The organism is Candidatus Palauibacter polyketidifaciens (assembly GCF_947581785.1).
In the GTDB taxonomy this organism is placed as follows: domain Bacteria; phylum Gemmatimonadota; class Gemmatimonadetes; order Palauibacterales; family Palauibacteraceae; genus Palauibacter; species Palauibacter polyketidifaciens.
Map to the genome: position 1 here is coordinate 37,611 of NZ_CANPVO010000022.1, position 23,401 is coordinate 61,011.

The window sequence follows — 23,401 nt, forward strand, 5'->3', positions numbered from 1 at the left end:
TTCGGGTGGCCAGGGGCTGAGTACATCTACCCCGGTTCACGTTCTGGCCACCGCCGCTCCTTCCCGAAGTGCCCGCCGTTCACTCCTTTTTCCACGCGGTCGGCTCGTGATTTTTTTCAAAAAAACGATGTTCAAATCATGTCCATATTCTGTCCAAAAACCGTGGATTTTCGGGCGCGAGGGAGAGCGCGCGGCGCCGGGAGTCGCTCGGGAGCCACCGCTGTCGCATCTTCTCGTGGTTCACCGCCTTTAGCGTGCTGTGGAAAACCGGCCTGCCGCGGACGGCCGGGGTTGAGGACGGGACGACGCAATTGCGAGTCGTGATTCAGCGAGTCAGCGAGGCCCGCGTGAGGGTCGGAGGCGAGGTCGTTGGGGCAATCGGCCTCGGACTCGTCGTGCTGGTGGGTTTCGCGGCGGACGACACCGAGGCGCAGATGACGTGGATGGCGGACAAGCTCCGGGGCCTGCGGGTGTTCGCGGACGAAAAGGGCCGCATGAACCGCTCCGCCCATGACGTCGGCGGGGCGCTCCTCATCGTGTCCCAGTTCACGCTGTACGGCGACGCGTCGCGAGGCCGGCGTCCCTCCTTCACCGGCGCGGCGCGACCGGAGGCCGCGAGCGCGCTTTACGACCGCTTCGTCGAGCTGTGCCGGGCGCGCGGCGAGGTTGCGGAGGGGGAATTCGGGGCGATGATGGAAGTGGAGCTGACGAACGACGGTCCGGTGACCCTCCTGCTGGAGCGGTGAGGTTGCGTCCGCTGCGGATCGGGGTCATCGGCTCGGGGGAGGCGGCGCCGGCGGAGGCGGGCCTGGCTCACGCCGTGGGAGCGGCCCTCGCCCGCGCAGGGGCCATCGTCGTCTGCGGCGGGATGGGCGGCGTCATGCGGGCGGCGGCGGACGGCGCTTCGTCGGAAGGCGGGACCGTGGTGGGGATTCTGCCAGGTTCGGACGCGGGCGCCGCGGCCCCCGGCGTCACGATCCCGATCCCGACCGGGCTGGGCGAGGCGCGCAACGTCATCGTCGTACGGGCCTCGGAAGCGGTGGTCGCGATCGCCGGTGAGTGGGGCACCCTCAGCGAGGCGGCCTTCTGCCGGAAGTTCGGCGTGCCGGTGATCGGGCTCGCGACATCGCTGCCGGAGGGTGTCGTCGACGAGACGGCCGGGGATGCGGCGGATGCGGCGGCGCGGGCCCTCGAACTCGCGGAAGCCGAGCGGGAGCGGCGTCAGCGGAGGGAGGTAAACGGGTGACCGGATTCGTCCTCTTCGGCGGCATCCTCGTCGTGCTCCTCGTCACGATCATCTGGGCCGCGATCCGGTCCGGCGAAGACACGGGCGCCTCGCTGGACCCCGCGGAGCGCCGGGACGCTGCCATTGAGGCGCTGCGGGACCTCGAACTGGAGTACCGGACCGGCAAGCTCCGCGAAGACGAGTACCGCTCCACGCGCGCCCGCCTCGAGCGGGCGGCCATCGACGCCCGTGACGCCGCCGCCCAGGGCCCGGTGAGCGATCCGGCCCCAACGCCCGCGAAAGCCCCGGCATCCCCCCGCCCATGCCCCGAATGCGCCGCCCCCCTGACTGGCGACGAAGCCTTCTGCCCCACCTGCGGATTCGACCTCCAAGACTGAGTTTCCAGCGTCTCTCTTCGGCCGGGGTCGCAGGTCTCGGCCGTCAGCCACAGCCTCAAGCGGGCCCGCCGACCGCTAGCTATATTATGTAGTGTCGGCCACTTGGCGATTGTCCGACACCGTCGGTCGCGCAACGCGCAGGGTCTCCGATGAGGGAGTGATGATCCCGTCCCGGATCATCGCGGGTGTACACGTTGGGATGAGCAGGCGGTTCCGAATCAGGAGGTTTGTCGTCGTGATCAGCGTAGACACGGTTGCCGTGATCCTCACCGTCGCCCTCGCGGTCGGCGGAGCCTACGTCGGGCTTTCCCGGAACCTGGCGCAGCTCGGGGAACGGCTGGCGAGGGTCGAAGGGATCATCGAGGGCTGGCTGAACCCGCCGCCGAAAACGACCGGTGACGGCTCCTAGGAACGACGGCGCCCCCGCGCCGCGGCTGCTGCCAGGAAACGTCACAGTAGACCGGCTCATCCTCTGACGCGCAGGCTCGCGCGAGCGGCACCCGATCCGCGCTCTTGAAGCCCCGTTGAGATGTCGTTCCATCCTGGTTTTGGAAGGCCGGATTTCGCGGTTGGAGCAAAACCGAAGAAATTGCGAAAGGTCATCCGGCGTGGTATCGTCAATTTCCGTCGCGGCGGGTGACCGACATCCCCGGCATCGGCCCTGCGGACCCTTCGGAATCGGGAGAGCGTGAAATGGGTGTGGAGATGGATCGGGAACAGAAGAAGGCGTTGTCCGTGGCCCTCAACCAGATCGAACGGGCCCACGGCAAGGGAGCCATCATGCGGCTCGGAACCGAAGGAGCGCGGGTGCGGATCCCGGCGATTTCGACGGGGGCGATCAACCTGGACCACAGTACCGGGATCGGCGGCATCCCGAGGTCTCGCGTCACGGAGATCTTCGGTCCGGAGTCCTCGGGCAAGACCACCCTCACCCTGCACGTCATCGCGAACGCGCAGAAGGATGGAGGCGTGGCGGCGTTCATCGACGCCGAGCACGCGCTCGACGTGGGGTACGCGCAGAAGCTGGGCGTCGATGTCGAAAACCTGCTGGTGTCGCAGCCCGATACGGGCGAGCAGGCGCTCGAGATCGCCGAGGTCCTCGTCCGTTCCGGCGCGCTCGACGTCATCGTGGTGGATTCCGTCGCCGCGCTCGTGCCGCGAGCCGAGATCGAAGGAGAGATGGGCGACTCGCACGTCGGCCTTCAGGCGCGGCTGATGTCGCAGGCCCTCCGCAAGCTCACGGGTGCGATCGGGCGCTCGAACACCGCGGTCATCTTCACGAACCAGATTCGCGAGAAGATCGGCGTCATGTACGGGAACCCCGAGACCACGACGGGCGGCCGGGCGCTGAAGTTCTACTCCTCGCTCCGGCTCGACATCCGCCGGATCGCCTCCATCAAGGAAGGGAACAACCTCGTCGGCAGCCGGACGCGCGTGAAGATCGTCAAGAACAAGTGCGCGCCTCCGTTCAAGCAGGCCGAGTTCGACATCATGTTCAACCAGGGCGTGAGCCGGGAAGGTCTGCTCGTGGACATGGGCGAGAGCATCGGCATCGTGAGTCGCGCGGGCGCCTGGTACTCGTACGGCGGAGACGTCCGGCTCGGACAGGGGCGCGAGAACTCGAAGACTTTCCTGCGCGAAAATCCGGACATCGCCGAAGAGATCGAGGCCCGGATCCGCGAAGAACTCGGGATGACGATCCCCGAGTCGGACACGGCCGACGCCGCGGCGGGAGCGGGTGCGGAAAAGGAAGGGTCGAAGAACTCCCGGCCGCCCTCGACGCAGGCCGCCCGGAGCTGAATAGCGAGATCACCGGCCTCGTCCCGGTCAAACGCCGTTCCGGCTGGACCGAAGTCCAGTTGGACGGCGTTTTCCTCTGCCGGCTTCCGGACGAGGAGGTCCACAGACTTCGGCTCGATGTCGGGCTCCGGCTCGGGTCCGCGGAACTTGAGGCGGTCCAGGCCGCGGGCGGACGCGCCGAAGCGATGTCGGTCGGGCTGCGCTACCTTTCCGTGCGCCCGAGGAGTCGCCGGGAAGTGGAACGCCGGCTGCGGCGGGACCGGATCGACCCGGCGGCGATTCAACACGCACTGGAACGTCTCGCGGCGCTGGGGTATCTCGACGACGCGCAGTTCGCTGCCAGCTTCGCGCGGGACCGTATCCGGCTCCGGCCCTGTGGAACCCGTCGCATGCAGTCCGACCTTCTCTCCCGGGGTGTCTCGCGGGAGGATGCGAATCGCGGCATCCGCGAAGCGATGGCGGAGGAGGGCGCGACGGACGAGGAGTTGCTCCAGCGCGTCGCGACGGCCCGGGCGCGGAGGCTGACGGGGGCGGACCCGGCAAAGGCGCGACGACGGCTGTTCGACTACCTGGCCAGACGCGGGTTCGCCGCGGGCAGCATCCGCGCCTGGATCGAGGTCAACTGGCAGGCTGAGGATACAGGATGAAGGCGGACGAACTCCGACGGAGTTTCATCTCCTGCTTCGAGCGGCAGGGGCACAAGCATCTGCCCAGCGGCCCGCTCGTCCCGGCGGATGACCCGACCCTCATGTTCACGAACGCCGGGATGGTGCAGTTCAAGGGCATCTTCACCGGGGAGACGGAGCGCCCGAGCCCTCCGCGCGCCGTCACGTCGCAGAAATGCCTCCGCGTGAGCGGCAAGCACAACGATCTCGAGGAAGTGGGGCGGACCGCGCGCCACCACACCTTCTTCGAGATGCTCGGGAACTTCTCCTTCGGCGACTACTTCAAGCGCGATGCGATCGACTTCGCCTGGGAGTGGGTGACCGGCGATCTCGGCCTGGAGCCCGACCGCCTGTGGGCCACGGTCCACCACGACGACGACGACGCGTTCAAGCTCTGGCTGAAGCGGACCTCGATCCCGGAGTCGCGGATCCGGCGCATGGGGGACAAGGACAACTTCTGGCAGATGGGCGACACGGGTCCGTGCGGTCCCTGTTCGGAACTGCACTACGACCTGCGGACGGACCGCGACGACCGCATCACTGACGCGCAGTTCGAGGCAGCGGGCGAGGCGGACGCGATCATCGAGTTCTGGAATCTGGTCTTCATGCAGTTCGACCGCGCGCCGGACGGCACGGACACGCCGCTCCCCGCGCCCTCGATCGACACGGGCGCCGGACTCGAGCGCATCGCGGCGCTGCTGCAGGGCGTGGGAACGAACTACCACACGGACCTCTTCCTCCCGATCATCGAAGCGGCGGAGGAGGGGCTCGGGATCGAGTATTCGCGGGCGCCGGAAGACTGGGAGGAGGGTGTCGCCTTCCGCGTCCTCGCGGATCACGCCCGGGCCGTCGCGTTCCTGCTCGCCGACGGCGTCTTCCCCTCGAACGAGAAGCGGGGATACGTGCTGCGGCGGATCCTGCGCCGGGCGGTCAGGCACTACTGGCTGCTCGGCCGGCGCGACCCGCTCCTGCACGATCTCGTCGGCGTCGTGGCGGATCGCATGTCGGCCACCTTCCCCGAACTTGAGGCGCGGCGCGAGCACCTGCTCTCCACGACGCGGGCGGAGGAGGAACTCTTCCTCTCCACGATCGAGGGCGGCATGCGCGAGATCGACCGCGCGATGCCGGAGGGAGGCTCGGGCACCGTCGCCGGCGATGTCGCCTTCAAGCTCAAGGACACATACGGCATCCCCGAGGACCTCACCGGCCTCATCGCCCGCGAACGCGGCTACGACGTCGACTGGAGGGGCTTCAACGAGGCGCTGGAGGCGCAGCGCACTCGTTCGCGCAGCGTCGTGGAGTTGAAGGGCGGTGTCACCGCCGGCGCGGGATTCGGGGGCGATCTCACGGTCATCCCGTCCAGCGGGGACGCGAAACAGGAGTTCGTGGGCTACTCGGACCTCGAAATCGAAACCGACTGCCGGCGCTGGTCGGGCGACGGGCAGCACGCGTTCCTGCTGGAGCGGAATCCCTTCTACCCGGAGAGCGGGGGGCAGGTCTCCGATACCGGGCGCGTCGTCGGGGACGGCTGGGCGGTCGACATCTCCACGGTTTTGGACGCGGATGGGCGGACCGTTGTCGCCGGGTCGCTGGCCGAAGGCTCGCTTCTCGAGGCCGACAGCGTGGTCGAGGACTACGTGTCCGCGCAGGTAGATCCGTCGCGGCGCGAGACGGAGCGGAATCACACGGCGACGCACCTCTTGCACGCCGCGCTCCGCAACCGGCTGGGCGAGCACGTGCAGCAGGCCGGATCGCTCGTGGCTCCGGACCGGCTGCGCTTCGATTTTAGCCACCGGGGTCCGCTGACCCCGGAGGAACGGGCGGACATCGAAGCGGACGTGACGGAGGCGATCCTCGGAAACCACGACGTCGACGCGTCTGAGCGGGGCTACGACGAGGCGATCGCGGCCGGGGCGATGGCCCTGTTCGGCGAGAAGTACGGGGACATCGTGCGCGTGATCGAGGTTCCGGGGCTCAGCCTGGAGCTGTGCGGCGGCACGCATGTCCGCACGACGGGACAGATCGGGACGTTCCGGATCGTGTCCGAGACGGGCGTCGCGGCGGGGATCCGGCGCGTCGAAGCGGTGACGGGGCAGGGGGCCTACCGGCGCGAACTCGAGCGGGATCGGCTCCTGACGGAGCTTGCGGTGCGGCTGCGCTGCCAGCCGGCGGATCTGGCGGCCCGCATGGACCGGCTCCTCGAAGAACGCGACGCCCTCGCCGAAGAGGTTCGGGGGCGGAGAGGGGACGCGGCGGAGCAACAGTTGGAGACGCTGCTCGCCGGCACCGGTGCGACGGGTGCAGCGGACGCGAACGGGGCCCGCTTCGTGTCGGGGCGCCTGGAGGTGCCGGCGGGCACGGACCTCGGGGTGCTCGGCGACCGCCTGCGCGGCGGGATGGGATCGGGCGCCGCCGTCGTTCACGTCGTGTTCCCGGACGAAGACCGGCACGCGTTCATCTCGGTCGTCTCGGACGACCTCATCCGACTCGGCGTGAAGGCGGGCGACCTCGTCCGCGTCTCGAGCCGGGCGACGGGTTCCGGCGGCGGCGGCGGCGCGCGCTTCGCGCAGGGCGGCGTGGGCGATCCGTCGCGGACGGAAGACGGGCTTGGAGCGGCGAGGGCCTGGGCCTCCGAGCGGGTTCCCGCCCTGGCCGGTGGCTGACGTGCCGGCCGACAGCGGCGCCCTCACGCTCGAGACGTGGCTCGCGCGGCGGCTCGAGAGCGCGCCGCGGGAGCTGGCGGAAGCGGTGTGGCCGCTGGTTCGGGCGCGTCTGGCGGAGGGCGAAGATGGGCTTGTCCAAGCGTCACTCGACGCGCTGGCGGCGGCGACCGAGGGCGAGGCCACCCGCGCCGAGGCGGTGACCCTGCTCGCCGCAGACGCAATTCTCACCTACGCGCTCGAAGCCTCCGCGGATCCGGCCCTGGGAGGGAGCGCCGCGCAGGCAAGCGAACTCGCTGCGAGGATCGGTCCGGGTGGGCTGATCGGCGAACGATTCAATGAAGAAAACCAGGAGGAGATGACGGAATGACATTCACGGTGCCGGGGTTGCCCGGTCTCGCGGGCAAGCGCGTGCTCGTCACCGGAGGTTCGCGCGGCATCGGACGCGCCGCCGTGCGGTGCCTCGCGGCGTCGGGCGCGTCCGTCGGCGTCGCCTACCACCGAGCGGAGGCCGAGGGGCGGAGCGCGGTCGAAGAGGCGTATTCGCTCGCCCCGGACGGGCGCCACTGGTGCGCCGGTGCGGACCTGGCCGACCCCGCGGAGTGTCGGCCGCTGTTCGAGCGCGCCGACGCCGAGTTCGGCGGACTCGATGGGTTCGTGGGCAACGCCGGCATCTGGAACGTTGACGCGCGGCCCCTCGAGTCGCTTGAGGCGGACGAGTGGCGACGGATGATCGAGACGAACCTCACGTCGATCTACGCGAGCACGCGGGAAGCGGCGCTGCGCCTGCAGGCGGGTGGGAGAATCGTCCTCGTCTCCTCGACGGCGTCGCAGCGGGGAGAGGCGGAGCACAGCCACTACGCCGCGTCGAAGGGCGCGATCAACGCCTTCTGCAAGTCGGTGGCGACCGAACTCGGTCCGAGGTCGATCAACGTGAACGCCGTCGCCCCCGGCTGGGTCGACACGGACATGTCTTCGCCGGCGCTCCAGGGAGAGGCCGGGCAGGCCGCGCTGGCCCTCATTCCGCTCGGGCGGGTCGCCACGGCTGAGGACATCGCCGGGCCCATCTGCTTCCTCCTCTCCGACGCGGCCCGGCACATCACGGGAGAGATCCTCAACGTGAACGGCGGCAGCGTGCTGTGCGGCTGAGAATGCCGTGAGCGCGATCGATCCGGGCCGATTCTCCCCGTCGCCCGGGTTCTCCCGCACCGCGGAACGGCTCGAAGCCGCGGGTTTCGAGGCTTGGGCCGTGGGCGGTGCGATCCGCGACGCCTACGTCCGTCAGATCGGCCGGGTGCCCGAGCTGCCCGAGCCGGATGACTGGGAGGACCTCACGACGGACGCGCGGCCGGAGGACGTCATGCGCCTCTTTCCGAGGACCGTGCCGGTCGGCGTGTCGCACGGGACCGTGAAGGTGCTCGACGGGGACGACGGCTACGAGGTGACGACCTTCCGGCGCGATGTCGAGACGGATGGCCGCCACGCGCGGGTGGCCTTCGCCGACTCCATCGGGGAGGACCTGAGCCGCCGGGACTTCACAGCGAACGCGATCGCCTGGCGGCCCGCCTCCGGCGAGGTGCGCGACGACTGGGACGGCGCGGAGGACATCGAGGACGGGATCCTGCGCGCCGTGGGAGAACCCGAGGCGCGCTTCCGCGAGGACTACCTGCGCGTCCTGCGCGGCTTCCGGTTCGCGGGGCGCTTCGAGTGGGCGATCGAGGCCCGCACGGACGAGGCGATGCGGGAGGCCGTGGACGGCCTGTCCGGGCTGTCGGCCGAGCGCGTGCGCGAAGAGCTGCTCAAGGTCATGGCAGATCCGAAGCCCTCGGCCGCCCTGGAGCTGTACGCGGACTGCGGGGCGCTGGGCCACTGGTACCCGGAGTTCGTGGGGCTGGCGGCCCCCGGCGACGCGTGGAAGTCTGCGCTCGGCGCCGTCGATGCGGCCCCGGCGCACGCCGCGAACGTACGCCTCGCGAGTCTGCTCGTATCCGCGTCGGAAACGCCCGAGGGGCGGGCCGAAGCCGCCGAGTCGCTCCTCTCACGCCTGAAGTTCTCCAACGCGGACCGCCGCTACATCGCGCGGCTTGCCAAGCTGTACCTCCCCTTCGTGGGCGCATTGGACTCCGCGGCGGAGCACCGTCGCTGGCTCGCATCGGTCGGCGACGCCTGGGAGGACCTGTTCGAACTACACTTCGCCGTCGCTCGCGCCGCGGGAGAGACGCGGGCGGAGCGTTACCTGGAGGCGACCCGGGAGCGCGTCCGGGAGGAGCGCGAGGGAGATCCGGCCCTCGACCTGGCAGGTCTCGCGGTAAAGGGAGACGACCTCCTCGCGCTCGGCATGTCGCCGGGCCCGATCGTTCGGATGCTGCTCGAAGAGTTGCTCGAACAGGTCATTGAGGACCCCAGCCGCAACGAGCGAGAGTTGCTGCTCGAAGAGGCCCGCCGGCTGATCGAGATCGGCTCGCTCGCCGAGGCGTCGCGCCCCCCCGACGCGCACGCCGCCGGCAACGGGCTGCCCGACGCCGATGACGGACGCCGATGACAGACGAGCCGAGCCTGTTCCCCGAGGCGGAACCGCGCGAGGCGGAACCGCACGCCGCGCCGGCGGACGCCGGTGGGCCGGGGGCCGCCCGGTCCCGGGACGCGGGCCTGGCCGACTCGCCGCTCGCCGCCCGCATGCGCCCGCGCACGCTGGCGGAGTTCGTTGGACAGCCGAAGCTCGTCGGCGAGAGCCGGCCCCTGCGCCAGCTCATCGAGAGCGGGCGCGTCCCGAGCCTCATCTTCTGGGGTCCGCCCGGCACGGGTAAGACCACCCTCGCCGGGCTGCTCGCCAGCCGGATGGAGGCCACGTTCATCCCCTTCTCCGCCGTGACCGATGGGATCCCCCGCGTCCGCCGCGTCCTGGAGGAAGCGAAGGCGCGCCGCGCCGCGACCGGCCGGGGCACCGTCCTCTTCGTCGATGAGATCCACCGCTTCAACCGGGCGCAGCAGGATGCCCTCCTCCCGCACGTCGAGCGCGGCGCCATCACCCTCATCGGGGCCACGACGGAGAACCCCAGCTTCGAGGTCGTCGGCCCGCTCCTCTCCCGCACGCGGGTCTTCGTCCTCGAACCGCTGGCGCCGGAAGACGTCGCGGAGATCTGCGCCCGCGCGCTGCGCGACCGGGAGCGTGGACTCGGAGACGCGGGCCTCTCCATCGACGAGGACGCCCTGGCCCGGCTCGGGACCGAATCGGACGGGGACGCCCGCCGCGCCCTGAACGCCCTCGAGACGGCGGCGGACCTGGCCGGCGTGGACGGTGTCCCCGCGGTCTCCGAGGATCACGTGGCGGCGGCGCTCCAGAAACGGTTCGCGCGGTACGACAAGTCGGGCGAGGAGCACTTCAACCTCATCTCCGCCCTGCACAAGGCCGTGCGCGGCTCGGACGCGGACGCCGCGCTCTACTGGCTCGCGCGGATGCTCGACGGCGGCGAGGATCCCATGTACCTCGCCCGCCGCATCGTGCGCATGGCCGCCGAGGACATTGGACTCGCGGATCCCGGCGCGCTGGCGGTCACGATCGCGGCGCGGGACGCGTACCACTTTCTCGGCAGCCCCGAGGGAGATCTGGCGCTGGCCCAGGCGGTCACGTACCTGGCCATCGCCCCGAAATCGAACGCGGTCTACCAGGCCTTCGGCGGTGCCGCCCGCGCGGCGCGCGAAACGCCGGCCGAGCCCGTCCCGTTCCATATCCGGAACGCGCCCACGCGGCTCATGAAGGAACTCGGATACGGATCGGGGTATCGCTACGATCACAACGAGGAAGACGGCGTGGCCGCCCAGTCCTACCTTCCCGAGTCGCTGCGCGGACGCCGCTGGTACGATCCGGTCGAGCGCGGCTGGGAGGTGAACGCGAGGCGCCGGCTCGAAGCGATTCGCGGCAGCCGGGCGCGGGCCGCGGCGGAAGCGCGTCCCGGGGGAGAGGCGGGAACCGGGACGGACACCGAGACGATGGAGGAGCATCGATCGACAGAGTGACGTCGGACCGGGTGGCGGAACGCGCGATTCTCGTGGGCGCGCCGCCCCTCGATATGCCCCAGGAGACGGTGGACGAACACCTCGAGGAACTCGCCCGCCTCGCGGGCACGGCGGGAGCCGATGTCCGGGGCGCGGTCGTCCAGCGCCTGCGCAAGCCGAACGCCTCGACCTTCATCGGCAAGGGGAAGGTCGAACGCCTGGGGCGGACGCTCCGGGAGCACGACGCGACGCTCGCCATCTTCGACGAGGAACTCACGCCCGCCCAGGGCGCGAATCTCGAAGCGGCGCTCGGCGTGCGCGCGCTCGACCGGACCGAACTCATCCTCGACATCTTCGCGCTCCGGGCCAGGACCTCGGAGGCGAAGCTCCAGGTCGAACTCGCCCAGCTCCAGTACCTGCGGACGCGGTTGAAGCGGATGTGGACCCACCTCTCGCGGGAGGGCGGCGGCATCGGCGCGCGTGGGCCCGGAGAGCAGCAGATTGAGACGGACCGCCGGCTCATCGACCGGCGCCTCGCCCGTCTGCGGCGCAAGCTCGACCACATTGCCCGGGCGCGCGTCACGCAGCGCCGGGCGCGAAGCGAGCAGTTCACCGTGGCGCTCACGGGTTATACGAACGCGGGTAAATCCTCCATCCTGCGCGCGCTCTCGGGCTCGGACGTCTTCGTGGAGGACCGGCTGTTCGCGACGGTGGACTCGGCGACCCGGGTTTGCGATCTCGAAGGTCCGGGTCCGATCCTCCTCACGGACACGGTGGGGTTCATCCGGAAGCTGCCGCATCATCTCGTGGCGTCGTTCCGGGCGACGATGGAGGAACTCGCCGAGGCCGACCTCCTGCTGCACGTGATCGACGCCTCGTCGCCGAGCCGGGATGAGCAGCGCGAGGCCGTGGAGGGGGTGCTGGCGGCGGCCGGCGTCGCGGACCGCCCGGTGATCGAGGTCTTCAACAAGGTCGACCGGCTCACGCACGAGGAGGAGCGGGCGCTGCGCGAGCGGGCCGCGGCGGGCGGGCGGCCTCACGTCCTGACTTCGATCATGGAACAGGATGGGCTGAAGCCGCTGCAGGAGGCTCTTCAGGCCGCGATGCGGGCCCGCCTCGAGACGGTACGGGTGAGCCTGCCCGCCGGGGACGGTGCGCGGCTCGCCGAGGCGTATCGGGAGGGGGAGGTGCTGGAGCGCGCGTACGAAGCCGGGTGCGTGGTCATCGTGGCCCGCGTGCCCGCCGGGGTGGCCGGCCGCTGGCGCGAGAGCGGCCTGGCCGTGGAGCGGGCCGACGCCGCCTGACGCGGCGGCCGGTCGAGTCGAAAACGGGAGCACATCATGGCGAACAGCAGCTTCTCGCATCTGGTCGACTGCCGGCTCTGCGTGAACATCGATCACGTGGCGACGGTCCGGCAGGCGCGCGGCACGGACGAACCCGACCCGGTGCGGGCCGCCGTGCTCGCCGAACTGGGCGGAGCGAACGGGATCACCGTGCACCTCCGCGAGGACCGCCGGCACATCCAGGACCGCGACGTGGAACTGCTGCTGCAGACCGTCCGCACGTTCGTGAACCTCGAACTCGCGGCCGAGGAGGAGGTGCTTGCCCTCGCCGAACGGTGGCGGCCGGCCCAGGCCACGCTCGTCCCCGAGAAGAGGGAGGAACTCACGACGGAGGGCGGACTGGACCTGTCCGCCGATCCGGCCCGCATCGCCGCCGCCGTGGCGCGGCTGCAGGGCGCCGGGATCCGCACGTCGCTCTTCATTGACCCCGACCCCGCGGCCGTCGACGGCTCGGCCGAGGCGGGCGCCGCCGCGATCGAACTCCACACCGGCGAGTACGCCAACGCCCCGGACCAGGCGAACGCCGATCGCGAACTCGCGCGGCTGGAGGATGCCGCGGCCCGGGCCGAGGCCGCCGGCCTCGGCGTGCACGCCGGACACGGGCTCACCTATGAGAACGTGCAGCCGGTGGCGGCGATCGCCGAGTGCGAGGAACTGAACATCGGCCACTCGATCGTGAGCCGCTCGGTGCTCGTGGGGCTGGAGCGCGCGGTGCTCGAGATGTCGGAACTCGTGCGCGAGGCGCGCGGGTGAGAGGCCGTCTCACAGTCCTCATCGGCGTCCTCGTCTCCGTCGCGCTCCTCGTCTGGGCGCTGCGGGACGTCTCGGCCGCCGAACTCCTGAGGCACCTGGGCGAGGCGAACGTCTGGCTCCTGATCGCCGCGACGGTCGTCGCCACGCTCACCTTCAACCTCCGGGCGATCCGGTGGGATATCCTCCTCCGCGCCTCGAACGGACACCTGCCGTTCGGTTCGCGCTACGCGGCCGTGTGCATCGGCTTTATGGCGAACAACGTCCTGCCCGGCCGGCTCGGAGAGTTCGCCCGCGCCTACTCGCTGTCGCGGATCACCCCCGTGCCCCTGAGCGCCGCGCTCGCCTCGCTCGTCGTGGAGCGCCTGCTCGACGCGATCGTGCTCATGGTGTTTCTCGTCCCCGCCTTCTTCATCGTCGGGGTCGACGAAGCCGCTTCCGGGACGCTGCGGGACCTGTTCACAGTGGGCGTCATCCTCGTCTCCGCGAGCCTGCTTGCGCTCGCGCTGCTCGTCCGCTCTCCGGATCGCTTCCTCCGGCTCGCGGCCACATGGTTCCACCGGGTCGCGCCCGACCGCGTCGCCGACCGGGTCATGGACGTGCTTTCCGCGTTCGTGGACGGCCTCGGGGCGCTGCGCCACGCGCACGTCTTCGCCCGCGCGATGCTGTGGTCGTTCGCCGTGTGGGCCTGGAACGCCTTCTCGTTCTTCCTCGGCTTCCTCGCCTTCGGGATCCTCACGCCCGGGTTCCTCGGCGCGCTCGTCCTCCAGACGACGATCAGCTTCGCCGTCGCGATCCCGTCGACGCCGGGGTTCTTCGGACCGTTCGAGACCGCGGCCCGCGTCGCGCTCGAACTCCACCACATCGAGCCCGCGAGAATCATCAGCTTCGCCGCGGGATACCACATCCTCACCTTCCTGCCGATCACGGTGCTGGGGATCTGGTACATGCGACGCCTGGGGATCAGCCGGAAGGAATTCGGGCGGGGCAAGCCGCCGGCCCCGGAGCCCTCGCCCCCGGAGACCTCGGCGTGACGAGGGCTGGAGAGGCGGCGGGCGCCGGAGAGATCGGGACGGCCGAGGCGCACGCGAAGGTCAACCTGCGCCTGCGCGTGTTCGCCCGCGACGAAACGGGCTTTCACGGCGTCGAGACCGTGCTCGCGCGCACGAGCCTCTCCGACACCGTGACGCTCTCGGAGTCCGACACCCGCGAAGCCCGCCCGAAAGGAGCCGCGTCGAGGGGGGCCGGACGGGGCGTCACCCTCTCCGTCGATGGACCGCTGGCGGACGGCGTACCCGACGGCTCCGACAACCTGTGCTGGCAGGCCGCCGCGGCGTTTCTCGACCGTGCCTTCCGGAGACGGGCGCGGCCCGCCGTGCACATCCACCTCACGAAACGCATCCCGATGGGGAGCGGACTCGGGGGCGGAAGCGCGGACGCGGGCGCGACACTCCGCCTCCTCGCGGACCGCTGGCCCCGCCTGGAGACGCGGGAACTCATCGACATCGCCGGCGAGATCGGCAGCGACGTGCCCTTCGCCCTTCTCGACGTCCCGATGGCGCTGGGCTGGGAGCGCGGCCGCCGGCTGCTCCCGCTCCGACCGCCGCGGCCCCGTCCCGCGCTGCTGGTCTGCGGCGGCATCCACGTTTCCACGCCGGAGGCGTACGGCTGGCTCGGGAGGACGGAGGCGGACGCCGGAGGCGCCTCGGTGTTTCCCGGCGCGACGCGGCTGGCGGAGTGGGAATCGCTCGAGCGCCTGGCCCGGAACGACCTCGAGGCGCCCGTCCTCGCCAGGCACCCCGAACTGTCGGAACTCCTCGATCAACTTCGGTCGTGCGACCCGGCGGTGGCCGCACTGACGGGATCGGGCTCGGCGCTGTTCGCGATCTTCCGCGACGAGACGGAACGCGCCCGCGCCCGCCGCGCGCTGGCCGCCCGCGGGGGTGCCGACGGCCTCCGAATTCTGGACGTCACACTCCCCGTCTGAGCCCCATCGGGGGCCAATTCCGAGGCCAATCCGAGGCCAATCCGAGGCCAACCCGAGGCCTGTCCGAGGCCCATCCGGGGCGTCGGCGCGGTTTGACGCCGCTGGCCGGATCGCGCCATCTTCGGCGCCTCTGGCCCCTCGTCTAATGGCAAGACACCGGCCTTTGGAGCCGATGATCCAGGTTCGACCCCTGGGGGGCCAATCCCATGCCTGATACCCGTTCCCGCCCCGCCGGCCGGGCAAACCGACTCGCGCAGGAGAAGAGTCCCTACCTTCTCCAGCACGCCTTCAATCCCGTGGACTGGGTTCCGTGGGGCGAGGAGGCCTTCGCGCGCGCCCGGGCCGAGGACCGTCCGATCTTCCTCTCCATCGGCTACGCGACCTGCCACTGGTGTCACGTCATGGAGCGCGAGTCCTTCGAGGACGAGGACGTGGCGGCGCTCCTCAACCGCGACTTCGTGTCGATCAAGGTGGACCGGGAGGAACGTCCCGACATCGACGGCGTCTACATGACGGCATGCCAGCTCATGACGGGGCAGGGGGGATGGCCTCTCACGATCGTGATGACGCCGGACAAGCAGCCCTTCTTCGCCGGAACCTATTTCCCGCGCGAGAGCATGGCCGGGCGGGCGGGGATGCTGGAACTGCTGCCCCGGCTCGCGGAGCTGTGGCGGGAGCGGCGTGAGGATGTCGAGGCGGCGGGGGCCTCGGCGCTGGCGGCCATCCGGGAGGTCGAGGTCCGCGGGCTGGGTTCCGGGGCGGGCGCGCTCGACGAAGAGGCGCTCCGCCGCGGTTTCGGCGAGCTGCGGGCCCGGTTCGACCCCCACCAGGGAGGGTTCTCCCGGGCCCCGAAGTTTCCGGCGCCGCACCAGCTCCTCTTCCTCCTGCGCTGGAGCGACCGCACCGGCGACAGGCGCGGCGTGGAGATGGTGGAGAAGACGCTCGTCTCCATGAGGCGGGGAGGCGTCTTCGACCACGTCGGGTACGGATTCCACCGCTACTCGACGGACGCCCGCTGGCTCGTCCCGCACTTCGAGAAGATGCTGTACGACCAGGCGCTGCTCGCCATGGCCTACACGGAGCTGTGGCAGATGACGGGCGACGACGCGCACCGGACGGTGGCCCGCGAGATCTACGAATACGTGGCGCGCGACCTCACGGACGCGGAGGGCGGCTTCTATTCCGCAGAAGACGCGGACAGCGAGGGGCGCGAAGGGGCGTTCTACGTGTGGACGCGGGATGAGTTCGACGAGGTGCTGTCGGCGGCGCTGGGGGAGGACGTGGCCGGCCTTGCGCGGCGCGCCTTCCGGATCGAGGCGCGCGGCAACTTCGCGGACGAGGCGTCGGGGCTCCGGACCGGCGAGAACATCCTGCACGCCGGTGAGACGCCCGCCGAGATCGCGGCGGCACTCGGGGAGGACGCCGACTACGTCGAGAAACGCCTGGAGGAGGCGCGCCGCGTCCTGTTCGAGAAGCGAACGACGCGGGAGCGCCCGCTGCTCGACGACAAGATTCTGACGGACTGGAACGGGCTCATGATCGCGGCGCTGGCGCGGAGCGGCCTCGCCTTCGGCGACGAATCGCTCGTCGGGGCGGCGGCGCGGGCGGCGGACTTCGTCCTCGGGCGGCTGCGCGACGGGGAGGGGCAGTTGCTGCACCGCTACCGGGACGGGGAATCGGCCATCTCCGCGGGCGCGGCAGACCACGCCTGCCTGATCTGGGGGCTGATCGAACTGTACGGGGCGACGTTCGACCCGCGCTGGCTTCGGGCGGCGCGCGATCTGCTGGACCCGCTCCTGGAGCGCTTCTGGGACCCCGACCGGCACGGCGTGTTCAACGTGGACGCGACGCAGACCGACGTGCCCGTCCGGCAGAAGGAGTTGTATGACGGGGCCACGCCCTCGGCCAACGCGACGACGTGGTACGTGCTCCTCCGGCTCGGGCGGCTCACGGGCGACCTCGAACTCCTGGACCGGGCGGAGGCGCTGCGCGGGGCGCTCGCCGGTCCCGTCGGCGGCGCGCCCTCCGCCCACACGATGTCGCTCGTCGCGCTCGATCTCGCCCTGGGCCCGGCGCAGGAAGTCGTAGTGACGGGAGACCCCGGCGACCCCGGCACGCGGCGCATGCTCGCCGCGCTCGCCGACCGCTACGGGCCCCGCACGGCCGTCCTCTTCAAGCCGGCGGGCACCCCGCCGGCGTCCGGCGGGCCGGTGGCGGAAGCGCTCGCGGAGATCGCGCCCTTCAGCGCCCCGCACGATCTCCTGGACGGGAAGGCGACGGCGTACGTTTGCACCGGCTTCGCGTGCCGGCGTCCCACGACCGACGTCGCGGAGATTCTGGAGCAACTCGCCGGATCGCCCCAGGACAACTGACCGCCCCAACGCAACCGACCACCCCGGGACAGACACTGGAGTTCGAGGCATGGGCCTGGACCAGACGATCTACGGAAACACGCTGTCGGCCTGGCTGATCGCCGCCGGCATCTACGCCGTCACGACCCTCGCGCTGTGGCTGCTCGAACGCTACGCGCTGCGGGCGTTCGCGCGCTTCGCGAGCCAGACCCGGACCTCGCTCGACGATCTCGTCGCGGATGTGCTCGGCGAGACGAAGTTCGGCCTCATCCTTTTCGTCGGGCTATTCGCCGCCTCGCTCGTCCTCGAACTCGATCCGGTCGTCGCGCTCGTGATTCGCCGCGCCGCGGTCATCGCCGTCGTCGTCCAGGGCGGGATCTGGGCGAACGCCGCGATCGCCTTCTGGGTGCGGCGGTTCGTGGATGCCACGGCGGGCGAGGACGCGGAGGCCGTGACCATGGTCGGCGCGCTCTCCTTCGTCGGCCGGCTCGCCGTGTGGTCCGTCGCGCTCCTCCTCATTCTCGACAACCTCGGGGTCGAAGTCGCGGCCCTCCTCGCGGGCCTGGGAATCGGAGGCATCGCCGTCGCCCTCGCGGCGCAGAACGTCCTCGGAGACCTGCTCGCATCGCTCTCCATCATCCTCGACAAACCCTTCGTCATCGGCGACTTCCTCGTCATTGGCGACTTCCAGGGGTCGGTGGAGCACATCGGCCTCAAGACGACCCGGCTGCGGAGTCTGGGGGGCGAGCAACTCATCCTCGGAAACAGCGACGTGATCAACACCCGGATCCGGAACCTCGGGCGCATGGCGGACCGGCGCGGGGCGCTGAAGATCGGCGTGACGTACGACACGCCGCGCGAGCTCCTCACGCAGATCCCCGGCTGGATCGAGGAGATCGTCGAGGCCCAGGAGGAGACCCGCTTCGACCGCTGCCACCTCTCGGGCTTCGCGGACTCCGCGATCGAGTTCGACACCATCTTCTACATGACCGTCCCCGAGTACGACCGCTTCATGGACGCGAAGCAGGCAGTGCTGCTCGCGCTTCACGAGCGGTTCGACCGGCACGGCGTCGAAATCGCCTACCCGACGCAGGTCGTCTACACGATCCCGGCGGCGCCGGCGGCTCGTTGACAGGAACCCGCGTGAACCGATAGTCTGGGCGGCTGTCGCCGTGGGGTCCGTCCCTGTGGCACACGGGTTCGGGACCCACACAGTTTTCTCTCCATTCCGGTACGGTTTCTGCGTGCGGTATGCGCGCCGAAGCGACGAGCGCCGGAACCAGACCAGCGAGCCAGTCGACACGCATGGACACCACGGACTTCTCGTTCCATACGAGTCCGATCATGCTGCTTTCGGGTACGGCGAATCCCGCCCTCGCGCAGGGCATCGCCGACGTGCTCGGAGAGCGGCTGTGCGACGTCACGATCAAGCGGTTCGCCGACGGCGAGATCTTCGTGCGCATCGACGAGAACGTCCGCGGACGCGACGTCTTCCTCATCCAGCCCACGAACCCGCCCGCGGAGAACGTGCTCGAACTCCTCATCCTCATCGACGCGGCGAAGCGCGCCTCGGCGGCGAGGGTCACGGCCGTCGTCCCGTACTACGGGTACGGCCGCTCCGACCGGAAGGATCAGCCGCGCGTGTCGATCGCGGCGAAGCTGCTCGCGAACCTGATGACGGCCGCGGGGGCGGACCGGGTTCTCTCGATCGACTTCCACCAGCACCAGATCCAGGGCTTCTTCGACATCCCGGTGGACCACCTGTATGCGGCTCCGGTCTTCCGGCGCTACTACGAGATGAAGAAGCTGGACAACCTGGTCGTCGTCGCGACGGATGTGAGCGCGGCGAAGATGGCGCGCGGCTACGCCCGCCGTCTCGGTGGAGACCTCGCGATCATCGACAAGCGGCGTCCGGCGCCGAACGAGGCGGAGGTCTCGAACATCGTGGGCGAGGTCGAGGGGAAGCACTGCATCGTGCCCGACGACATGATCGACACGGCGGGGACGATGGTGTCGGCCATCGAGGTGCTCAAGGAGCGCGGCGCGCTGGACGTCTACGTCCTCGCCACGCACCCCCTCTTCTCCGGTCCGGCGCTCGAGCGCCTCGGGTCGGCCGATGTGAAGGAGATCACGGTGACGGACACCGTGCCGCTCGCTCCGGGAGTGCAGGACGCGCTCCCCAACCTGACCGTGCTTTCCGTGGCGAGCCTGCTCGCGCAGGCCATCGAGAGCACGCACACGAACAGTTCCGTGAGCATGTTGTTCAAGTAGGAGACAAGATGACGAACGAATCCGTCAGACTGACGGCGCGGGCGCGGACGACGTCCGGAAAGGGCGCCGCGAGGCAGCTTCGCCGGAGCGGCGAGTTGCCCGCCGTCGTGTACGGGCGCCGCGATGAGACCGAGTCGCTGGCGCTGGACACGCATGAGCTTACGCGCCTTCTGAGCCGGATCCATGCGGCCACGACGGTGATCGACCTCGAGATCGACGGCAGCAAGCCGCGCCCGGTCCTGATCCGCGAGATCCAGCGACACCCGTATCGACCCCAGCTTCTGCACGTGGACTTCTTCGAGATTCGCGCGGACGTGAAGATCCGCGTGCAGGTGCCGGTCCACCTCGTGGAGACGCCAGCCGGCGTTGAGATGGGCGGCATGTTGCAGTTCCTCCGGCACGAACTCGAAGTCGAGTGTCTGCCGAACGAGATCCCATCCGGATTCGAAGTCGACGTCTCGGCCCTCGAAATCGGCGACTCGCTTCACGTCTCGGACGTGGATGCGGGCGGGGTCGCGATCCTCGAAGATGAGGCGGTCACGATCTGCACGGTCGTGCCGCCGGCCCTTGAGGAAGAAGAGGAAGTGGACGAGGAACTGGACGAGGAAGTGGAAGGCGAAGGGGAGGAGGCCGAGGCCGCGGGCGACGAACCGGAGGAGGACTGAGCCGGACGGCGGGATCCGGTCTGCGCCGGCACCGTGCGTCTGCTTCTCGCGCTGGGAAACCCCGGCGCGAAGTACCGGGATACGCGGCACAACATCGGTTGGTGGCTCGCGGATCGCCTGGCGCTCCGGTGGGGCGGCGGACCGTTTCGCGCGGCCGGCGCCACGGCCTGGACGACGGGAGCGGGACGGCCCGGAGTCGAGATCCACAAGCCGCTGACGTACATGAACCGGAGCGGCGAATCGCTGGCCGCGCTGCTCGCCGCGCGGAGGTTCGACCCCGCGGCCGATCTGCTCGTCCTCGTCGACGATGTCGCGCTGCCGGCGGGTCGCTTTCGCTTGAGGGCGAGGGGGTCGCCGGGCGGGCACAACGGCCTCGCCTCGATATCGGCGAGTCTCGGTTCCGACGGTTACGGCCGCCTCCGGCTCGGCGTCGGACGGCCGCCGGACGAACGCATCGACCTCGCGGGCTGGGTGTTGTCAGGGATGCCGCGAGCGGAGGAAGAGGAAGCGCTGGGGGGCTTCCCCCGGGCCGTGGAAGCGGTGGAATACTGGCTGGAACATGGCGTGGAAGCGGCGATGAACCGCTTCAACCGTCCGGGGTGAGCCCCGCGGATCAGGCGACAATCACAGGATAGTCAAAGGGACAGGCAAGGGAGTACGGCAACGTGGGCGGAAACTTGGTCGGAAACATCGATTTTGCGATCGGGCTCGGCGTGATCGGGCTCGTCTTCTCCTTCGCGCTCTTCATGTACGTGAAGGCGCAGCCCGTCGGAAACGATAAGATGGCCGAGCTGGCGGAGGCGATCCACTCGGGCGCGATGGCGTTCCTGCGGCGGGAATACACGGTGCTGCTGCCGTTCATCGTCGTCGTCGCGGCCCTCCTGTTCTGGCTCGTGGGCCCGCACACGGCGGTGGCCTACGCGCTGGGCGCGGCGTGCTCGATCCTGGCGGGCTTCTTCGGCATGAAGGCGGCGACGGCGGCCAACGTCCGGACCTCCGAGGCGGCGCGCGCGGACGGCCAGGCCAAGGCACTCCGGGTCGCCTTCTCCGGCGGGGCCGTAATGGGCATCGCCGTAGCGGCGCTCGGCCTGCTCGGGATCGGCGCCGTGATCATGATCTACGATCCCCAGGCGACCGGCTTCCGCCCCTTCGGCGAGATCATCTCGGGCTTCGCGATGGGCGCCTCGTCGATCGCGCTCTTCGCGCGCGTGGGCGGCGGCATCTACACGAAGGCGGCCGACGTCGGCGCGGACCTGGTGGGCAAGGTCGAGGCGGGCATCCCGGAGGACGATCCCCGCAACCCGGCGACGATCGCGGACAACGTGGGCGACAACGTGGGCGACGTGGCGGGGATGGGCGCGGACATTTTCGAGTCGTACGTCGGCTCCGTCATCGCCACGATCGTCATCGGCGTGACGAGCGCGATGATCCTCGACGGGGCCCGGCTCCAGGCCGTGGCGCTCCCGGTCCTCTACATCATGGCAGGCTTCCTCGCGAGCGCCGTCGGCGTCCTCGCCATCCGCGTCCTCGAGCGCATGAGTCCCGCGGCGGCCCTCCGCTGGGCGCCGATCATCGGGGCCGTGATCTTCTGGGTCGTGGCGTACGCGATCACGGTGAACCTCCAGATCTTCGACGCCGCGGCGCAGGGCAAGTGGGTCTTCATCCACCCGAACGCCGGTCCCTTCTGGGCCATGCTCTTCGGCTCCCTCGTCGGGATCGCGATCGGCCTCGTGACGGAGTACTACACGGCGGAGAAGCCGATCCGGCGCATCGCCTCGGCCTCCGAGACCGGCTCAGCGACGAACATCATCACGGGACTCGCGGTCGGGATGGAGTCCACCGCGATCCCCATGCTCCTGATCTCCGCCGCGATCTTCCTCGCCTTCAACTTCGCGGGACTGTACGGGATCGGGATCGCCGCCGTGGGGATGCTGGCCACGGTCGGCGTGACGATGTCCGTGGACGCGTACGGCCCGGTGGCGGACAACGCGGGCGGGATCTCGGAGATGGCGGAACTGGGGCCCGAGGTTCGCTCGGTGACCGACTCGCTCGACTCGCTCGGCAACACGACGGCGGCGATCGGGAAGGGCTTCGCGGTCGGCTCCGCCGCGCTCACGGCGCTGGCCCTGTTCTCCGCCTACGCGAACGCGGTGGGTCTGCGCGAGACCGGGATCAACCTCATCGATCCGCTCGTCGTGATGGGGCTCTTCATCGGCGGCGTGACGCCCTTCTTCATCGCCGCGCTCACGATGACGGCGGTGGGACGGGCGGCGGCCGGCATGGTGGCGGAGGTCCGTCGCCAGTTCCGCGAGATCCCGGGCATCATGGAGGGGACGGCGAAGCCGGATTCGGCGCGCTGCGTGGACATCTCCACGAAGGCGGCGCTCCGCGAGATGATCGTGCCGGGCCTCGTGGCCATCATCGTCCCCATCATGGTCGGCCGCTTTCTGGGCGTCGCGGCGCTCGGCGGCTCGCTGGCCGGCGCGACCGTGAGCGGCGTGCTGCTCGCGCTCTTCATGGCGAACTCCGGGGGCGCGTGGGACAACGCCAAGAAGTACATCGAGACCGGAGCCCACGGGGGGAAGGGTTCCGACCCGCACAAGGCGGCCGTGGTCGGCGACACGGTGGGCGATCCCTTCAAGGACACGTCCGGGCCATCGATGAACATCGTCGTGAAGCTGATGAGCGTCGTCTCGCTCGTCCTCGCACCCTGGTTCGTGGACGTGCACGGGATGGCCGCCGCCGCGCCGGAGGTCGTGGAGACCGCCCTCGCCGCCGTCGGCGGAGTACTGCGGACGCTCGGATTGTTCTAGCCGTTGGTACGGCCGCCGGATGCGGGCCGGCGGCGCCTTGACAGCGGCGCTACATTAGCTGCGCTGCCTCCACATACGGCTTCGCCGCCCCGCGGCGCGCCGACGAACACAGACTCCTGCTCCGACCGCGGGTCGGGGCCGACCAGACCGAGGGAGTTCTTCATGCGCGATTACGAAATCGTGTACATCTTCCGTGTGAGCCTGACCTCCGAGGAGATCGAGGCGAAGCTCAAGCGGTACCAGGCCATCATCACGGCCGACGGTTCGGGCGAAGTCACCGCCTCCGTCCACTGGGGCAAGCGTCAACTCGCCTACCCCATCCAGAAGCAGCCGAACGGCTACTACGTCGTGGCCCGGTTCACTTCGTCGCCCGATCCGCTCCAGGAGTTGGAGCGCGCGCTGAAGCTCGAGGACGACGTCCTCCGGTATCTGATCGTGATCCAGGAACATCCGTGGCCGCTTCCCGATCCGGCGCCG

22 protein-coding genes and 1 tRNA gene are annotated in these 23,401 nt (G+C 70.1%); all 23 read left to right on the top strand.

Annotated elements, in window-relative coordinates:
- The first annotated feature begins 311 nt into the window (after positions 1-311).
- Positions 312-746, top strand: coding sequence for a D-aminoacyl-tRNA deacylase (gene dtd, locus RN729_RS07085; protein ID WP_343218905.1), 435 nt, complete (start codon positions 312-314; stop codon positions 744-746).
- A gap of 2 nt (positions 747-748) precedes the next feature.
- Positions 749-1,246, top strand: a complete 498-nt coding sequence (locus tag RN729_RS07090) for a TIGR00725 family protein (RefSeq protein WP_310783124.1) — start codon at positions 749-751, stop codon at positions 1,244-1,246.
- Entirely contained in the window at positions 1,243-1,623 is a 381-nt protein-coding gene (locus RN729_RS07095; protein ID WP_310783126.1) for a hypothetical protein, read from the top strand. The genes RN729_RS07090 and RN729_RS07095 overlap by 4 nt, the downstream gene beginning before the upstream one ends.
- A 160-nt stretch (positions 1,624-1,783) precedes the next feature.
- A complete protein-coding gene (locus RN729_RS07100; RefSeq protein ID WP_310783128.1) occupies positions 1,784-2,032 on the top strand; it encodes a hypothetical protein in 249 nt (82 codons plus the stop codon).
- 284 nt (positions 2,033-2,316) lie between these two features.
- Positions 2,317-3,423: a recombinase RecA gene (gene recA, locus RN729_RS07105; RefSeq protein ID WP_310783130.1), complete on the top strand. Its 1,107-nt coding sequence runs from the start codon at positions 2,317-2,319 to the stop codon at positions 3,421-3,423.
- 59 nt (positions 3,424-3,482) lie between these two features.
- On the top strand, positions 3,483-4,070 hold the full coding sequence (locus RN729_RS07110) for a regulatory protein RecX (protein ID WP_310783132.1): 588 nt from the start codon (positions 3,483-3,485) through the stop codon (positions 4,068-4,070).
- Entirely contained in the window at positions 4,067-6,751 is a 2,685-nt protein-coding gene (alaS, locus tag RN729_RS07115) for an alanine--tRNA ligase (RefSeq protein WP_310783134.1), read from the top strand. Before RN729_RS07110 ends, alaS begins: the two co-directional genes overlap by 4 nt.
- A 1-nt stretch (position 6,752) precedes the next feature.
- Positions 6,753-7,118: a hypothetical protein gene (locus RN729_RS07120; protein WP_310783135.1), complete on the top strand. Its 366-nt coding sequence runs from the start codon at positions 6,753-6,755 to the stop codon at positions 7,116-7,118.
- Positions 7,115-7,897 carry an SDR family NAD(P)-dependent oxidoreductase gene (locus tag RN729_RS07125; RefSeq protein ID WP_310783137.1) on the top strand — a complete coding sequence of 261 codons (783 nt, stop codon included), beginning with the start codon at positions 7,115-7,117 and terminating at the stop codon, positions 7,895-7,897. The genes RN729_RS07120 and RN729_RS07125 overlap by 4 nt, the downstream gene beginning before the upstream one ends.
- 7 nt (positions 7,898-7,904) lie before the next feature.
- Positions 7,905-9,290 (top strand): hypothetical protein, encoded by a 1,386-nt coding sequence (locus RN729_RS07130; protein ID WP_310783138.1) that lies wholly within the window; start codon positions 7,905-7,907, stop codon positions 9,288-9,290.
- A complete protein-coding gene (locus RN729_RS07135; RefSeq protein ID WP_310783140.1) occupies positions 9,287-10,765 on the top strand; it encodes a replication-associated recombination protein A in 1,479 nt (492 codons plus the stop codon). Before RN729_RS07130 ends, RN729_RS07135 begins: the two co-directional genes overlap by 4 nt.
- Positions 10,762-12,048: a GTPase HflX gene (hflX, locus tag RN729_RS07140; RefSeq protein ID WP_310783141.1), complete on the top strand. Its 1,287-nt coding sequence runs from the start codon at positions 10,762-10,764 to the stop codon at positions 12,046-12,048. The genes RN729_RS07135 and hflX overlap by 4 nt, the downstream gene beginning before the upstream one ends.
- Before the next feature lie 36 nt (positions 12,049-12,084).
- Positions 12,085-12,840, top strand: a complete 756-nt coding sequence (locus RN729_RS07145) for a pyridoxine 5'-phosphate synthase (RefSeq protein ID WP_310783143.1) — start codon at positions 12,085-12,087, stop codon at positions 12,838-12,840.
- Positions 12,837-13,871, top strand: coding sequence for a lysylphosphatidylglycerol synthase transmembrane domain-containing protein (locus tag RN729_RS07150; RefSeq protein WP_310783145.1), 1,035 nt, complete (start codon positions 12,837-12,839; stop codon positions 13,869-13,871). Before RN729_RS07145 ends, RN729_RS07150 begins: the two co-directional genes overlap by 4 nt.
- Positions 13,868-14,824 (top strand): hypothetical protein, encoded by a 957-nt coding sequence (locus tag RN729_RS07155; protein ID WP_310783147.1) that lies wholly within the window; start codon positions 13,868-13,870, stop codon positions 14,822-14,824. The genes RN729_RS07150 and RN729_RS07155 overlap by 4 nt, the downstream gene beginning before the upstream one ends.
- A gap of 131 nt (positions 14,825-14,955) precedes the next feature.
- A tRNA-Gln gene (locus RN729_RS07160) sits at positions 14,956-15,026 on the top strand.
- 4 nt (positions 15,027-15,030) lie between these two features.
- Positions 15,031-17,196, top strand: coding sequence for a thioredoxin domain-containing protein (locus RN729_RS07165; protein ID WP_310783149.1), 2,166 nt, complete (start codon positions 15,031-15,033; stop codon positions 17,194-17,196).
- 49 nt (positions 17,197-17,245) lie between these two features.
- A complete protein-coding gene (locus RN729_RS07170) occupies positions 17,246-18,307 on the top strand; it encodes a mechanosensitive ion channel family protein (protein WP_310783151.1) in 1,062 nt (353 codons plus the stop codon).
- Between the two features lie 173 nt (positions 18,308-18,480).
- Positions 18,481-19,446, top strand: coding sequence for a ribose-phosphate pyrophosphokinase (locus RN729_RS07175; protein ID WP_310783153.1), 966 nt, complete (start codon positions 18,481-18,483; stop codon positions 19,444-19,446).
- A gap of 8 nt (positions 19,447-19,454) precedes the next feature.
- Positions 19,455-20,111 carry a 50S ribosomal protein L25/general stress protein Ctc gene (locus RN729_RS07180; RefSeq protein WP_310783155.1) on the top strand — a complete coding sequence of 219 codons (657 nt, stop codon included), beginning with the start codon at positions 19,455-19,457 and terminating at the stop codon, positions 20,109-20,111.
- Between the two features lie 33 nt (positions 20,112-20,144).
- Entirely contained in the window at positions 20,145-20,714 is a 570-nt protein-coding gene (gene pth, locus RN729_RS07185; RefSeq protein WP_310783157.1) for an aminoacyl-tRNA hydrolase, read from the top strand.
- 62 nt (positions 20,715-20,776) lie between these two features.
- A complete protein-coding gene (locus RN729_RS07190; RefSeq protein ID WP_310783159.1) occupies positions 20,777-22,924 on the top strand; it encodes a sodium-translocating pyrophosphatase in 2,148 nt (715 codons plus the stop codon).
- Positions 22,925-23,086: 162 nt separating this feature from the next.
- A partial coding sequence (rpsF, locus tag RN729_RS07195) for a 30S ribosomal protein S6 (RefSeq protein ID WP_310783161.1) occupies positions 23,087-23,401 on the top strand: 315 nt, incomplete at its 3' end.

Bases quoted from the DNA above. Each gene is read 5' to 3' on its own strand.
- RN729_RS07145 (WP_310783143.1), top strand. From the start codon at position 12,085: ATGGCGAACAGCAGCTTCTCGCATCTGGTCGACTGCCGGCTCTGCGTG.
- RN729_RS07165 (WP_310783149.1), top strand. From the start codon at position 15,031: ATGCCTGATACCCGTTCCCGCCCCGCCGGCCGGGCAAACCGACTCGCG.
- RN729_RS07135 (WP_310783140.1), top strand. From the start codon at position 9,287: ATGACAGACGAGCCGAGCCTGTTCCCCGAGGCGGAACCGCGCGAGGCG.
- RN729_RS07175 (WP_310783153.1), top strand. From the start codon at position 18,481: ATGGACACCACGGACTTCTCGTTCCATACGAGTCCGATCATGCTGCTT.
- RN729_RS07100 (WP_310783128.1), top strand. From the start codon at position 1,784: ATGATCCCGTCCCGGATCATCGCGGGTGTACACGTTGGGATGAGCAGG.
- RN729_RS07170 (WP_310783151.1), top strand. From the start codon at position 17,246: ATGGGCCTGGACCAGACGATCTACGGAAACACGCTGTCGGCCTGGCTG.
- RN729_RS07125 (WP_310783137.1), top strand. From the start codon at position 7,115: ATGACATTCACGGTGCCGGGGTTGCCCGGTCTCGCGGGCAAGCGCGTG.
- RN729_RS07180 (WP_310783155.1), top strand. From the start codon at position 19,455: ATGACGAACGAATCCGTCAGACTGACGGCGCGGGCGCGGACGACGTCC.
- recA (WP_310783130.1), top strand. From the start codon at position 2,317: ATGGGTGTGGAGATGGATCGGGAACAGAAGAAGGCGTTGTCCGTGGCC.
- alaS (WP_310783134.1), top strand. From the start codon at position 4,067: ATGAAGGCGGACGAACTCCGACGGAGTTTCATCTCCTGCTTCGAGCGG.